Annotated in this window: 9 protein-coding genes, 1 tRNA gene and 1 riboswitch; of the genes, 6 read left to right on the plus strand and 4 right to left on the minus strand. The window is 31.4% G+C overall.

Annotated elements, in window-relative coordinates; translation table 11 throughout:
* Positions 1 to 352 precede the first annotated feature (352 nt).
* The 5 genes from BET03_RS07050 to BET03_RS07070 all read left to right on the plus strand — a co-directional run bounded on the left by BET03_RS07050 (position 353) and on the right by BET03_RS07070 (position 7,350).
* On the plus strand, positions 353 to 2,332 hold the full coding sequence (locus BET03_RS07050; protein WP_120168747.1) for a methyl-accepting chemotaxis protein: 1,980 nt from the start codon (positions 353 to 355) through the stop codon (positions 2,330 to 2,332).
* A 261-nt stretch (positions 2,333 to 2,593) separates the two neighbouring features.
* Positions 2,594 to 3,454 (plus strand): sugar phosphate isomerase/epimerase family protein, encoded by an 861-nt coding sequence (locus BET03_RS07055; protein ID WP_120168749.1) that lies wholly within the window; start codon positions 2,594 to 2,596, stop codon positions 3,452 to 3,454.
* Between the two features lie 69 nt (positions 3,455 to 3,523).
* On the plus strand, positions 3,524 to 5,239 hold the full coding sequence (locus tag BET03_RS07060) for a phospho-sugar mutase (RefSeq protein ID WP_243096881.1): 1,716 nt from the start codon (positions 3,524 to 3,526) through the stop codon (positions 5,237 to 5,239).
* A gap of 225 nt (positions 5,240 to 5,464) precedes the next feature.
* A complete protein-coding gene (locus BET03_RS07065; protein ID WP_183108769.1) occupies positions 5,465 to 5,914 on the plus strand; it encodes a VanZ family protein in 450 nt (149 codons plus the stop codon).
* A gap of 20 nt (positions 5,915 to 5,934) precedes the next feature.
* Complete coding sequence (locus tag BET03_RS07070) at positions 5,935 to 7,350, plus strand: S-layer homology domain-containing protein (protein ID WP_120168754.1); 1,416 nt, start codon at positions 5,935 to 5,937, stop codon at positions 7,348 to 7,350.
* 24 nt (positions 7,351 to 7,374) lie between these two features.
* Here BET03_RS07070 and yyaC read toward each other — a convergent pair whose 3' ends face one another.
* Positions 7,375 to 7,899 (minus strand): spore protease YyaC, encoded by a 525-nt coding sequence (yyaC, locus tag BET03_RS07075; RefSeq protein WP_243096882.1) that lies wholly within the window; start codon positions 7,897 to 7,899, stop codon positions 7,375 to 7,377.
* Positions 7,900 to 8,196: 297 nt separating this feature from the next.
* A riboswitch (cyclic di-GMP riboswitch) is annotated at positions 8,197 to 8,284 on the plus strand.
* A gap of 92 nt (positions 8,285 to 8,376) precedes the next feature.
* On the opposite strand from yyaC, the gene BET03_RS07080 reads away from it, so the two are divergent.
* Positions 8,377 to 10,086: an HD-GYP domain-containing protein gene (locus BET03_RS07080; protein WP_120168756.1), complete on the plus strand. Its 1,710-nt coding sequence runs from the start codon at positions 8,377 to 8,379 to the stop codon at positions 10,084 to 10,086.
* Between the two features lie 93 nt (positions 10,087 to 10,179).
* Here the strand turns inward: BET03_RS07080 and BET03_RS07085 are convergent, their stop codons facing one another.
* The 3 genes from BET03_RS07085 to BET03_RS07095 form a co-directional block, all read right to left on the minus strand.
* Entirely contained in the window at positions 10,180 to 13,002 is a 2,823-nt protein-coding gene (locus tag BET03_RS07085; protein WP_120168758.1) for a phosphodiester glycosidase family protein, read from the minus strand.
* A gap of 527 nt (positions 13,003 to 13,529) precedes the next feature.
* The gene (locus tag BET03_RS07090) at positions 13,530 to 14,240 is read right to left on the minus strand and encodes a tRNA 2-thiocytidine biosynthesis TtcA family protein (RefSeq protein WP_120168760.1); all 711 of its coding nucleotides are present in this window, start codon (positions 14,238 to 14,240) and stop codon (positions 13,530 to 13,532) included.
* A 1,224-nt stretch (positions 14,241 to 15,464) separates the two neighbouring features.
* Positions 15,465 to 15,541: transfer RNA gene (locus tag BET03_RS07095), tRNA-Pro, on the minus strand.
* Positions 15,542 to 15,565 lie beyond the last annotated feature (24 nt).

Here is a 15,565-nt window from a genome sequence, read left to right on the forward strand (position 1 = left end):
AAGTAACGGACTTCGAAGTTCGGCTTCATTGGTTTAGTAACGGTCCTCATAGGCTAGACGTCTTAGGTTAAGTAACGGACCACATAGCATTACTTCCTGGCCTAAGTAACGGACATCTTAGTTTCTCTTCTAAGGTATAGTAACGGACTTCACAGGCTAGACGTCCTTGGCAAAGTAACGGACATCAGAGTATGGCTTCTTTGGTCTAAGTAACGGACCTCAAAGCTTTACTCCATGGGTCAAGTAACAAATTTTAAAGGAGAATGTAAAGAAATGTAGAATATAAATTAATGTAGAAATTTTTTGAAAATTGGAAAATTAGGGTATATTTAATAAAAAGGAGGGGAGCCCTATGTCTATACGCTGGAAAATGATTATTGTACTTATGGTGTTGGTAACAATGCTTACAGTTTTTTTAGGATATAACAATTTTAAAGATGGACAAACTATTTTAGCAGAAGAATTAAAAGTAACTTCAAGTGAGACTGTAGAACAGGTTGTAAATGTTACTGATGTTTTTATGGATTCAGTTGAAAAAACAGTAAATATATTAAGTAGTGATCCAAATGTACAGCAGGTGTTAGTTAACCCTGATTCTAGGACATGGATGATGGAAACTTTTAAAGGAATAAAAGATTCAGATGAAAATATCATGAATATTTACATCGGAACACAGACTGGACAGATGTTTATATATCCAGAACAAGACCTTGGAGATGATTATGACCCAAGAACTAGACCATGGTACAAAGCTGCAGTTGAGACTGACGGAATTATTTGGACGGAGGCTTACAAAGATGCAGGTTCTGGGAAACTAGTAGTTTCTGTTGCAAAACCTGTATATAATGAGAGAAATTATGGAGAATTTGTAGGTGTTGTTTCGATTGACATAAGTCTTGATACATTAACAAACGTAGTTAATAATATTAAGTTAGGTGAAAAAGGATATTTGGCATTAACAGATTCTAAAGGAATAACAATGGCACATCCAGACCCTGAGCTTGTGGGAAAAAGGGTACCTATTGAAGAATTAGTTAATGCAATAACATCAAAAGATGCTGGGAACTTAGATTTTACTTTTGAAGGAACAGAGAGATTGGGAATTTTTAACACAATAAGTAAAACTGGTTGGAAAATAGTTGGTATAATACCTTATAGTGAAATAGAAGAAGATACTTCAATCATCTTTAGAAATAGTATAAGGAACGGTATTATAGTACTTGTTGTTGCTATATTACTAGGACTATTTTTCTCTAGGTTTATTACAAGTTCCCTTAACAATTTAGTAGAGGATGTTAAAAAGATTGGTTCTGGTGATTTCACAGTCAAATGTAAGGTTAAAACAAAAGATGAAATAGGAACATTAGCTAAAACATTAAATCAAATGATAAAAGATTTAGGCGTTCTTATTAAAAATGTACAAAGTTCATCAGAACAGCTTGCATCATCATCACAACAACTAACTGCTACATCACAGCAATCAACTACAGCAGCTGAGGAAGTAGCTAGAACCATAGAGGAAATTGCCAAAAGTGCCAATGAACAAGCTGAGGATACAGAAAAAGGTGCTCAAAAGACAAATGAACTTGGAGAGATTGTAGAAGGGGACCAAGAGCTTATGAGTCAATTAAACATTGCTGCTAATAAAGTTGATGAGCTTAAAGATGAGGGTATTAAATCAATTCAAGAGCTGACTGAAAGAACAGAACAAAACAGTAAAGCTTCACAGGAAGTTCACAGGGTAGTTTTAGAAACTAACGAAAGTACAGAAAAAATCAGTGCTTCAAGTAAGATGATACAAAATATTGCAGAACAGATAAACCTATTAGCCCTTAATGCTGCAATAGAGGCTGCAAGGGCAGGAGAGGCTGGTAAGGGATTTGCAGTTGTAGCTGATGAAATAAGGAAATTGGCAGAAGAAACTGACCAGTTTACTAAAGAAATAGAAGAGGTTGTAAATGACCTGCAGGTTAAATCTAAAGATGCAGTAGATACAATGGAAAAAACAACAAAATATATAAAAGAACAAAATGAAAGTGTTGAGGATACTAGAGAGAAATTTGAAGGTATTGCTGATTCAATAGAAAAGACTAAAGATATAATTAATAAGTTAAATGTATCTGGAAAACAATTGACAGAAAAGAAAAACGAAATATTATCAGTTATGGAGAATTTATCTGCTATATCTGAAGAAAATGCTGCTTCAACAGAAGAGGCTTCTGCTTCTATAGAAGAACAATCAGCTTCAATGGAAGAAATAGCAAATGCCAGTGAAGCATTGTCTGAACTTGCTCAAGAGCTACAATCGGCTATTGTAAAATTTAAAGTGTAAATAAAAACTACATCCTAATTAGGATGTAGTTTTTATTATTTATATAAAATAAAAAAGAGAAATAAAATGTATAAATATTAACTTCCATATATTGTGTTATAATTATATTATATGTTAAGATAATAACTAGTTAAATAAATATAGATACAAATATTTACTTATTAATTTTTTTGAAAAATGTGTATACAAAGAACTTCTATTAGCATACTATTATATGTATAAGTATTTAATAATGTTGAAATGCCTCAAGGGGGAGAAGGAATGAATCGACAACTTGGGATTTCTATTCACAATGTTGGCATAGATTATATAAGAAAAAACAATTTTAGTATTGTTCAGTTATGTCATAAATTTTCAGGAGCAAAGGAAATAACATCTTTACTTAAATTGTCAAAAAAATACCCTGTTAAGGTATCTTATCATGCTCCTGTTTTTTATCAGGTTGACCCTACTGTTACATATTATTTAAATAGTAATAGTAGGTTAAGGGATGCCACTTTTGAGATACTTGAGATAAACCTTAAGATGGCAAAAAGCTTACCTACAGACCATGTAGTGGTACATTTTGCTTCTAAGGATATTGATAATAAGGTAAGTGATAAGGAACTTTTAAACTTAGCTAAAGAGAGTGCTAAAAGACTTGACAATTTAAGTGAAAAGTATAATGTACCAATTTATTTAGAATATGTTGGCTATAATAATAGGTTTAATAGTCCTGAAGAGTGGGTAAATTTAGTAAGGGATAGTAAAAATTTAGGTTTATGTCTAGATATAGGGCACCTTTATATATCTTGTAAGATGAATGGTATGGACTATTTTAAAGAATTAGAGAAAATGCTTCCAACTATTAAAGCTATGCATATTTGGAATACTAGAGGATTAAAGGACTATGAGAGATATGGACATATTCCAGTCCATCCAAGTCAAAAAAGGGAAAATGGCTGGATAGATATTGAGGAAACATTAAATATAGTATTAAACTATAATAACAAAATACCTGTAATATTTGAGCCTGATTTTGAATATTGTGATATTGAATATGCTCAAGAAGGAATTGAATGGGTAAACGAACTAGTTTATAATATTACTAAAAAAAAGCGTGTCTCTTTAGACAATGTTTAAAAATAGTGGGGGATAAAAAAATCCCTCACTATTTAAATGGACAATAGAAAAAGCAGAGGGGGACAAATTATGAAGGATTTTATGGAAAAATATAAGAGTTGGTTGGAAAGTAAGTATTTTGATGAGGAAACTAAGGAAGAATTAAGGGGAATTGAGGGGAATAAAGAGGAAATTGAAGACAGATTCTATACAGACCTTAAATTTGGTACTGGTGGTTTAAGAGGAAAAATTGGAGCAGGTACTAATAGAATGAATAAGTACACTGTTTCTAAAGCAACTCAAGGGTTAGCAAACTACATATTATCTAAGGGAGAAGACTATGCTAAAAGGGGAGTAGTTATTGCCCATGATTCAAGGCATAAGTCAAAGGAATTTACTAAAACTGCAGCTTTAGTATTAAATGCAAATGGTATTAAGACATACGTTTTTGATGACTTAAGACCAACACCTGAATTATCCTTTACAGTAAGACATTTAAATGCAGCTGCAGGTATTGTTATAACAGCTAGTCATAATCCACCAGAATATAATGGCTATAAGGTTTACTGGGAAGATGGTGGACAAATAGTACCAAAGCGTGCCAATGAGGTTATAGAAAAGATAGACGAAATTAATGACTATTCTCAGGTTAAGACTATTGATGAAAAAGAGGCTAAAGATAAGGAATTATTTAATGTAATAGGAAAAGAAGTTGATGATGTATATGTTAATAAAGTAAAGGAACTTAGTATAAGGGATAATGTAGATAAAGATATAAAGATAGTATTTACTCCATTACATGGTACAGGTAATGTTCCTATAAGAAGGGTTTTAGATGAATTAGGATACAAAAATGTATATGTTGTAAAAGAGCAAGAAAAGCCTGATCCTAACTTTTCAACAGTAGATTATCCTAATCCAGAGGACCCTGCTGCATTTGAATTGGCTAGAAAGATAGGAGAAGAAGTAGATGCAGACATACTATTAGGTACAGACCCAGACTGTGACAGGGTAGGAGTTGTTGCTAGAAATAAAGATGGAAAATATCAAGTATTAAATGGTAACCAGACAGGAGCATTATTATTAGACTACATATTATCAAGCCTTAAGGAAAAGGGTAAATTACCTTCAAATGGTGTTATGGTAAAAACTATAGTTACAAGTGATTTAGGAAAGGTAATAGCAGAAAGCTATGGAGTAGAAACTATAAACACATTAACTGGCTTTAAATTTATTGGTGAAAAGATTAAGGAGTTTGAAGAAAAGAAAAATAAGGAATTCCTATTTGGATATGAAGAAAGCTTTGGATATCTTACAGGAAAATTTGTAAGGGATAAAGATGGAGTTATATCATCTATGTTAATATGCGAGATGGCAGCATACTATAAGAGTAAGGGATTAACACTATATGAGGCATTACAAGACTTATATGAAAAGTATGGATATTATGTTGAAAACCTACACTCAATTAAACTAGAGGGTGTTGAAGGTAAAAGAAAAATAGAAGCAACAATGGAGAAGTTTAGAGAAAGCTATCCTTCTGAAATAGCAGGATTAAAGCTAGTAAGATATAGTGATTATAAAGTTAGAAAGAGCTTTGACTTAGTTAAGGATGTAACTGAAGATATTGAACTTCCTAAGTCAAATGTTCTAAAATTTGAATTTGAAGATGGTTCATGGTATGCCTTAAGACCATCAGGAACAGAGCCAAAGCTTAAGATTTATATGTCAGCTAATGGCAAGACTAAAGAAGAGGCTGAAGGTAAGATTAAAGAGATGAAAGATGAAATATTAGCAGAAATGTAATATTAGCCTATTAAAGGGACGGTAAAGATTAATTTTACCGTCCTTTTTTATGTCCATTATATCCATTTTCGACATTATTCTTAAGTTATGCAAACCGGGACGGTTCTCTTTTTCACCATTTTTTTCCAAAACTGAAAAACAGAACCGTCCCGGTTTTTCAGTTATAAAATAGAATGTTTAGGTAACAATAATCTTGTCAAGACATATAATGTGGAGGTATATAATTTGGAAAAAAGAATTATCTTTATAATTCTTACTGTAATATGGCTAATAGTTATTTTCACCTTTTCTTCTCAGGAGGGAGATATATCTGATGAAAATAGCATGAAAATAGCTACACAAATAAGCAGAGCTGCCAAAAACTTTAGGCTGGATGGAAATATAAAAACCTTTAATTTTGTTACAAGAAAAATTGGTCATTTTGGTGAATACTTTATTTTAACAATCTTAATTTTTGGTATTTTATCCACGACAAACATCAATGATAAATATAAATATATTTTTGCATGGATTATTCCTGTAATATATGCTATAATTGACGAATATAACCAAAGATTTATAGCCGGAAGAAGTGGTACAATAAAAGATGTAGTAATAGATAGCATTGGGGCAGTTGCAGCAATAATTTTTATTTTTAGTTTTACATATATAAGGGCTGCAAGAGATGATACCTAAGAGACTAAGGAGGCAAAATCATGAAAAGGAAACATTCAATAATAATGATATTTACCTTGATATTATCATTATTATTGTCAAGTGTAGTATATTCACAAGATATGAGAAAAAACCCTCCAAGGGAGGTAATAGAAAAAAAGATAGAAGCCGTTGCTAAAAAGAGGGGAATACCTTCAGTTATATTAAAATCTATCGCTAGGGTTGAAAGTGTATTTAAGCAGTATGATTCAGATGGAACAGTTTATACCGGTAGAAGTGGAAGCATTGGTATAATGCAGGTTTTTAATAAATATGGATGGTTTGATACTAAAAGGCTTATGTATGATATAGATTATAACATTGAAGCAGGTGCAGATGTTCTACTTAGAAAGTGGAAAATGGCTAATGAAAGACTACCTAAAATAGGGAATATGGATCCTAATATCCTAGAACACTGGTATTTTGCAATTTGGGCCTATAACGGCTGGAGCCAAAGTAATAATCCCCACATGATACCATATAAGTTTTCTACATGGACTAAAAAACATGCCTATCAAGACTTGGTATATATGATAGCAGAAAAGGAATATGGGCAAAAGATAACTCCTATTGATATAAGCAAACTTCCTAAAAGGGGATTGCCTAGTAAAAATCTTTATTTTGAAACCCCAGAGCCATTCCACTATGGGGATATTGAGGTGTATAAAAAAGGTGATATAGTTGAAGTTGATGTAACTTCTTCACTAAATGTTAGAGGAAAACCAGATGGCTCCACTATAGCAAAAGTAAAGGATGGAACTAAACTACAGGTTATAGATGGGCCTAAACTAAAGAATGGATATTATTGGTATAGGGTTAAAAATGAGAATATAGATGGATGGATTGCTGGAAATTGGATTTTTAAAGTAAAGGAAGGAAAAATACAGCCTAAGAAAAATTATCCATTAAATGATATAGGAAATTCTTGGGCAAAGGATTATATACTAAAGCTTTATAATAAGGGTATTATTACTGGGGACGGAAACAAAAACTTTTATCCAAAGAAGCTTGTAACGAGACAGGATATAGCTATTATCCTTACAAAGGCCTTAAATCTTGATTATAATAACTATCAGCTTAAATATAGTGATAAAAAAGTTATTGATAAATGGGCTATTAATTATATAAAGGCTGTATCAAAGGCTGGTTTTATGACTGGGGATGAGAATAAAAAGTTTAATCCATATGAAACTATAACTAGAAAGAAGCTAGCCATTATTGTTTCAAAGATATTAGGTAATAAAGAGAAAGACCCTATAAACCTTGTGAAGGAAAAGGGAATAATGGTAGGCTATAGTGATGGTGAGTTTAGACCTAAGGATTTCCTTACAAGGGAACAGGTTGCAAAGGTAATTGTAAAGCTTTTAGAAGTCTTAGAAGAGAATAATAATGAAAGTAAAATAAAGGGACAGAACTAAATCTGTCCCTTTATTTTATCTTAACTAATATTTTGCTGCCTTTATTAATGCTCTAGTTATAGTTTCTGCCATTTCCATTACAAATCCAAGTCTAATATTGTGGAGGGAAATGTTGTTATCACTTTTTAAAGAATCTACTATTCCTATAATTGATATATCTCCTATTGAAGGAAGGTTTTTTCCTACTCCTTTTCCAGGGAAGATTGGACTTTGTCTTACCTGTATAATACCTATATTCTCTTCTTCACCTAGACAGGCATCAATTGCTATAGCAAAGTTAAATGGATGTCTTTGCTTTATATTTATTAGTTTTTCTTTTAGATTCAAGGCATGTATTGGAGAACCTAATGTTCCATAAACGGGATAGGGGAAGTTAGATTTTTTTAGTAGTGTTCCCACTAAAGGCCCAAGACAGTCTCCTATACATTTATCTGTTCCTACACAAATTATTATCATATCGTTTTTTAAATAGGGCTTTAGATGTCTTCCTAAGGTTTCAGATGCAAATCTATCGTTGTAATATACTTCTTTCTGAATATTTTCTTTCAAATGCTTCTCCCCCTTAATTTTATATATGAAATTAGGAGTAAAAAAATTACCAATTATAGTGTATAAACTTTTTCTTTTGGTGGATAATATATGAAAAAATTTATCTAAAGGGAGGATTTATATGAAAAAAATATATTATTCTATATTAGTTATATTATTCACTGTTTTAACAGTAGGTGTAATGGTTAAATTATAAATATGATAGCTAAATAGAAAATTACATATTTGTAACATTTACTTTTTATGACAAATATTATAAAATAGTATTAAAACTAGATAAATTTTTCAAAAACAGAATTACGATAAGGGCAAACTTATCGAAAGATAAGGACGCAAAGCCATGGGCCTAAGGTGAATTAATCACTATGGTTGCCAGGTTACCGAAAATTTTGTATATAGTTTTTAGTATATATACACTTGCCTTTATTGTAACTGTAAAGGTAGGTGTTTTTTTCTTAAATACAAGGGGGTGATGTTTTGCTAAAAACTAATAATGTTTTAGTAAAACAGAAAAATGTTAAAGAAAGTTTAGATGATTCTATACTTAAAATTATTAATTTAATTAATTATGATGTGGCTATACTTTTAACAGTTAGTAGAAATAAGGATTATATTGTTTTACAGAGTAAATTTGAAAGACATAATAGTGCTTTTAAAAGAACCTTTAAAGAGGTTAAGTACTTAAGGAGAGATTTACCTAATAGTATATTAAATTTAGTTGTTAAAAATAAAGAAATAATAACCTTTTCTAAAGACAAAAAAGATTTTAATAAATACTTACCCTTTATAGAGGGAATTCAACATGAAATATACATACCATTACTCTCAGATTATGGTGATATCATAGGATGTTTATATTTAGGTACTTTTAACGCAGATAATAGGGTAGATATGGACAAGCTTAATAATAAGAATATAGAAAAGGAATTAACATTAGTCTACAGAATGTTTCAGCTATGGCATATGAAAAAAACAGAAACTGAGGAATTTTTTAATGTAGTTTCTATAATGTGTGAAACAATCAAAGAGAAGGAACCATATATGCTTACCCACCTTTATAATGTAGCCCAATGGTCTGTTGCCATAGCTAAAGAGTTATCTTTTGATAAAGAAAGAATTGGAAGGCTATATATTGCTGCTATGTTACACGATATAGGTAAGCTTTATGTAAGCAACGAAATATTAAATAAACCCTCTTTTCTTACTGAAAAAGAATTCAAATTAATAAAAAAGCACCCTATATTTAGTTATAAAATAATAAAGAAATTACCAAGGATTAGATTTGATATAGATGAAATAGCCTTAATAGCAAAACATCATCATGAAAGGTTTGATGGAAAGGGATATCCAGACGGGTTAAAAGGAGAAGAGATTCCTTTAGAAAGTAGAATTATGTGTGTAGCAGATTCTATAGATGCCATGCTTTCGATAAGGAGCTATAAAAAACCAAAATCTATTAATTATATTGTCAAGGAGCTAAAGGCTAATAGCGGTAAACAATTTGACCCTAAAATATGTAATATAGCAATGAAACTTTTAATGAAGACAAAGGTTGAAAATGAAAATATACTTTCAAATCCAATTATATGGTCAACATTAGTTATAGCAACTGACAAAGATGTATATACTATTGAAGGAATTATAAGACAGTTTAATAAAGGTTATGTTTTTGAAACAGATCTTTTTGATTTCTCTAATATTGAAAAAGGAGAAATAAAAAAATTAAGCCTATATGTTAGAGGAAAAAAGAATATTAATGAATATGATGTTAAATTAGATTATCTTGGAAAGGACAAGGTGTATATTTCTAAATTGGAGTTAAGACCATTTGTAGATACATTTTCTATGCATTGGGAATTAAATGGAAGATTAACAATAGGGCCTACTACTGAAGTAAATGTAGATATATTCAGAGTTGGGGGAAGTAGTTTATCATTTTCTATTAGTAACTTTGAAGTTAAAAAACATAATTATGAGGATGTATTATCACTTAAGATCTTCTTTGAAGATGGGACAAAACTTGCGGTTACAGGTAAAATAACAAATAATTATAAAATCGGGGTAAAATATTATTATGAATACAAATACGTAAATACCCCCGATTATACTAAAGATAAAATATTTAAACAACTTTTTAGGAAACAAATAGAAATAAGAAAAATAATTAATGAAAGTTATAAAAAATAATTTTCTCCCATTTTAATTATACAATCATATTTTTCAAGGATATATAGGAAATTAAGCCTATATTTTTCCTGTTTAATAAAAAAAGCATCCATTTTACTGGATGCTTCTTTTAAACATTGGTAATATTTCATATGTTATTTCACCATTATTTACTGCAAAGGATAAATATTTAAGGTTATATATATCTTTGGTTTCTTCTATTTTAGGATTGTTAAATTGTATATACCTTATACCATCCTTTAAGTTAACCTTAATTTTATCACCACCATGTATTACCCAAACATCTTTACCGTTTTTACTGTAGTTTGACAAGATTTCATGGAAAAGATCTGCTTCAAGTTTATCAACAAAACCATTTGGACCAAATACAGGCTTAGGTAGTACAACTATTATATTTTTTTCCTCTACATTTAGTAGTTTGTTTTTTAACCATATCCATTGATTATAATCAGTCTGTCTTATTCCACCCTTTGAGTTATCTAATTGGATAAAATAAGTGTCTTTATGTTTAAAAGAAGAATAACCTGATGTAACCTCTAGTATAGGCTTATTGTTATTTTCAAGGTATTGTTTATCTAACTTATCCATAACAATTCCTACTTCATTCTTATTAAGATAGCTCTCGGTTCTTTTTAAAATTTGATAATCTAATAAATTATCTATTTTATTAATTCCACCTGTAACCATAAATTTATAACCATTTTCATTAACTTCTACATGTTTTTGTTTATTATCCTTAACCACTGTTTCTTTAGGAAGCTCTATATTCTTAAAGGGTGTTCTATAAAGGGCTTTTAATCCATCAAATAGTATTTCTCCTTTATCAAAATTAAGTGGATTAATTTCTACTACATATATTCTATTTAGTTTAATAGGATAGGATACATTTCTAGGTATATCTGCTGTAACCCATTCCCATCCATTCCAATTAACATGCTGAGTAAAATCTATAGGATAGGTATTTCCATTACTATCAGTTATTTTGCCCCTAATCCAATGATTGCTATTATTTCCATGTATCCACATACCAATCTTGTCGGGACTGCCTTTAAGCTTTAATCCATCTTCACCAAATAGGATATATCCAGCACTTGTACCTTCTGATTCTGTAAAGTCGTACTTAAGCTTTACAGATGATGTTCCTTCTTTGTCTTCATTGGCAAGTTCAATATTACCCTTTACACTTTCAGGATAAGGGATAAATTCTATATTATCTAAGTCTTCAAAGTCTTCTATTTCAACCTCACTATATCCAACTGAAACTAATATGTTTTCTACTGCATCTTCTACTGAAGCTACTATAGCACCAGAGCTAGGCTTATTACTACTATAAAATACACCATCTCTAATTTTACCAATATCTCCAATTATATGCCAGTTTATATCATTTGGATTAATCTTTGCAGTAAAGCCTTCTGTATTTATACCATAAATTTCTCCTAAATCTACTTTACCATCTATGTCCACATGGAATTTATCATTTTCTATATATAAATCCTTTAGTTCATTTAATACTCTTATATATATTTCTGCCTCTTTTCCTCTATATTCAGCTTTAATAGTGGCTGTTCCAGATTCTTCTGGCATAAAAACATTATCTTTAAATCTACCTTTGACACCTTCTATATCGAAATCTACCCTATCTAAATCTATCTTTACAGGATTATGGTATTTATCATAGCCCTTTACATAAAATTTTCGTGTAGTATTAACAAATACATTTGTATCTTCAGTAAAAATCTGAATATAGTCAAGTCTTCTTTTGGGAGCATCACTAAAAATGCCTAAACCATTTACTATTCTTCTTTCATTTCCATCTGATGGATGGTTTACAACCTGTGGGCTATCAACTCCATTTGGTGATACTACCATTGTAGTAGAGCCACCACCATCAAGATTGATTGCTTCATATGCACCTAAATCTATCATTATTTCTGCTAATGTGTCTAATTCAACACCTTTAAAGGATGTATCTCTACCGTCTATTGTTACCATTATAAGTTCATCTCTATCTTTAGTTATTCCTAAAGCAGTTCTAGGGTGCTTCCCTTTTACATTAAGGGTAAAATCTGTTTTTTCTCCATCTTTAACAAGGAAGGTTCCGCCACCTATAGCAGCTTTTATTTTTTTATAATCTATTTCACCCTTTATATCAATTTTAACTTTATCTCCTATATTAAAATTATTAGCTAAGTTCATTCCTGTTGGACCTCTGCTGATTAAAACATAACCATCTTCAGGGATATCAGTAGGTGGCTGTCCTATTCTTATATCTTTAACTATATTGTCTTCAACTAATACTTCCACTATATCAGAATAGTTGGTATTGCCAGGAGTTTTTCCGTTCCAGTGTTTGTTATACATTACTACTACATTAGTAAATTTACTATATTTATTTATGGTAGATATTTTAATAGGCTTTCCATTTTCGGGTATAACGCTCATTTCCCAATTCCAATAAGATATTAGTGGTTTTTTATCTTCATCTACAGAGAAGACAGGAAGATCTTTATTAAAATCATATGGAGAAGAGACAATTTTACCTTCAGATATTACAGCACCAAGGGGATAAGGTTTTGCCTCTGTGGAGAAAAAATCTCCATTTATCCCAGCAATAGCCTCTTTTTCCTTTACCATATTTGAAAGCTTTTCTCTAGTCGATATTCCTTTATCACTAAAAAGAACTCCAATATCTGTATATCTATCATCTAAATCTACCCTTAAAACATTTATGTTACGCCAACCTGCTGAAGTAAATCTTTGAATCTTTTCAAGTATAACTCCACTAGAAATATTTTCTTCCCATTTTCTTTCGTGAATTAATATAGAACTATCTGATATTCCAAAGGTACTACTAGATATAAGTAAAGCTCCTCCAACAATACCACTAACTATTTTTCTTATATATTTATTCATTATTAAACACCACCTAAGAATCAATTTTAAATTGTAAATGTTAAATTAAGTTGAGGGATTACGAATCCCTCAACAACGCTAAAACACCCCTTAAGGAATTTACAATTTACAATTAACAATGAACAATTAATGAAATGCAAAATTTTTTCCATTTCATAATGTTGAATTTTAAATTGTAAATGTTGAATTAGGTTGAGGGATTACGAATCCCTCAACAACGCTAAAAATACAGTTGTTAGCTCTTGGTTTCTGGTTCCTAGCCAAAAAGTTTTTAATTTTACTAAGAGCTGAGAGCAAAGAGCTAGGAACTGCTTTTAATAGCAAGGAATTATTACGATTGTTTTCTAATCAATAATCTTCATAGTATTATTAAAAACCAACCACTAACCACTAATAACCAAAAACTTTTTTTCTAGTAACGGACATCAAAGCATTACTTCTAAGGTTAAGTAACGGACATCATAGGCTAGACATCTCGGGTCAAGTAACGGACCACGAAATCCAACTTCTTAGGTTAAGTAACTATCTTAAAACCAAAGCCTAAACTGGTCCTTATTTTGAATAGCAGTAAGAAGTCTGTCACGAGCTCCTGGTATATCTTTGTATATATCCCTTAAAAGTTGCTTCATATATTCTCTTTTACTATTTTTATCCATTGGACATGGACTTTTGACAGTAGGGATATTATTTCTTCTGACTGCCCCTATTATTTCACGTTCTTCTGCATATACCATAGGTCTAATTACATGAATATCCTTTCTAGACATGTATGTTTGAGGTAAAAATGTACATACCCTTCCTTCGTATAACATACTCATAAAAAGGGTTTCTATAGCATCATCTGCATGATGACCAAGTGCTAGTTTATTACAACCCCTTTCCTTAATTAAATCATGTATAGCTCCTCTCCTCATTCTTGCACATAGGGAACAAGGATTTTTTTCTTTTCTTATATCGAATACAACTTGAGCAATATATGTATCTTTAACTGTATATGGGACATCAATTTTTTTACAGAATTCCTTTATAGGGGTTAGGTCAAAATCTTCAAAACCAAGTGCTATAGTCACAGCCTCTAGCTCATATTTAACAGGACTAAATCTTTGGAACAATTTTAATCCATATAATAAAGTTGTACTATCTTTACCACCAGATACACCTACAGCAATTCTATCTCCATCTTGGATTAAATCATAATCTTGTACAGCTTTTCTTATAGCACCAAGTATTTTTTTCATTATGACACCCTTTCATACTTATTCTTTTGTTTATATAGCTACAAAAACCCATCTTAATTATATATGATTATTATTATACTTAGGTTACAATTGGATTACAAAAGTATTAAAAATGGTATGACGGGGAAGAAATGATATGAGGATTGTTACTTGATCTAGGAAGTAAGGCGTTGTTGTCCGTTACTTAGACCTAGGAAGTAAGGCGTTGTTGTCCGTTACTATGCCAGAGATGTCTAGCCTAGGAGGTCTGTTACTTTAGCCAAGGAGTTAAGCTTTGTGGTCCGTTACTTAGTCAGAGAAGTCTAGCCTTCGGGGACCGTTACTTTTACTTTGCCAAGGACGTCTAGCCTGTGAAGTCCGTTACTATGCTTAAGGGTCTAGCCTTTGGGGACCGTTACTTGGCCTGGGTAGAGAGTCTAAGACGTCCGTTACTCTGTCTAGGATGCCAGGCTGCGAGGTCCGTTACTTAGACCTAAGAAGTAAAGCGTTGAGGTCCGTTACTTAGGCCAGGAAGTCTAGCCTAGGAGGTGCGTTACTTCGACCAAAGAAGTAATGCTTTGTGGTCCGTTACTTAGACCTAAGAAGTAAAGCGTTGAGGTCCGTTACTTGTTAAAGCCGTGTTTCGTGATTTAGTAATGCTTTGAAGATCGTACTACTAACTACACCCTACTAACTACTAACAAGTATTTTCTAATTGTCCATTGTCCATTGTCAATTGCTTTTAAAATGTAGTTTTTGGTGGTTAGTGGATAGAGGTAATCGCGGAAATATGGGGGCAGGCCTCCTGTTTCACTGCGTTCAACGATAGGTCTGTCCCCTTTGTTACGATTTTAAGTTGATGGATTACGAATCCATCAACAACATAACAAGTTTTTTTACTAACAACTAACTACTACCTACTAACTTTTTCTAAAAAGCTAAGGACTATGAACCAAGAGCTAGCAACTGTATTTTACTAACTACATGCTACTAACTGCTAACAAATTTAATTGTCAATTACATTTCCTATTGTATTTGAAAGAGGAGTCTGGTTAGTGTTGCACATATAATAAAAAAGTCTTCTATAAAATAGAAGATTCTCAAGGTTGACTTTTTTGAAACACATGACGGAAATTATATTTTATCCACAATTTCTATTTGTTTATAATTTCCTATGTGTTATAAAAAAAGAGCTAAGATTTGCATCTTAGCTCTTGGTCTCTTAAGTTATTATAGATATAAAAATGGTCGGGGTGGAGGGATTCGAACCCCCGACTCCATGGTCCCAAACCATGTGCGCTACCAAACTGCGCTACACCCCGACGTCAAAGACAAGAATAAGTATA

The organism is Thermohalobacter berrensis (genome assembly GCF_003609645.1).
Classification (GTDB): domain Bacteria; phylum Bacillota; class Clostridia; order Tissierellales; family Thermohalobacteraceae; genus Thermohalobacter; species Thermohalobacter berrensis.

Coding starts and splice junctions, on each gene's coding strand:
- BET03_RS07050 (WP_120168747.1), top strand. CDS start 353: ATGTCTATACGCTGGAAAATGATTATTGTACTTATGGTGTTGGTAACA.
- BET03_RS07055 (WP_120168749.1), top strand. CDS start 2,594: ATGAATCGACAACTTGGGATTTCTATTCACAATGTTGGCATAGATTAT.
- BET03_RS07060 (WP_243096881.1), top strand. CDS start 3,524: ATGAAGGATTTTATGGAAAAATATAAGAGTTGGTTGGAAAGTAAGTAT.
- BET03_RS07070 (WP_120168754.1), top strand. CDS start 5,935: ATGAAAAGGAAACATTCAATAATAATGATATTTACCTTGATATTATCA.
- BET03_RS07085 (WP_120168758.1), bottom strand. CDS start 13,002: ATGAATAAATATATAAGAAAAATAGTTAGTGGTATTGTTGGAGGAGCT.
- BET03_RS07090 (WP_120168760.1), bottom strand. CDS start 14,240: ATGAAAAAAATACTTGGTGCTATAAGAAAAGCTGTACAAGATTATGAT.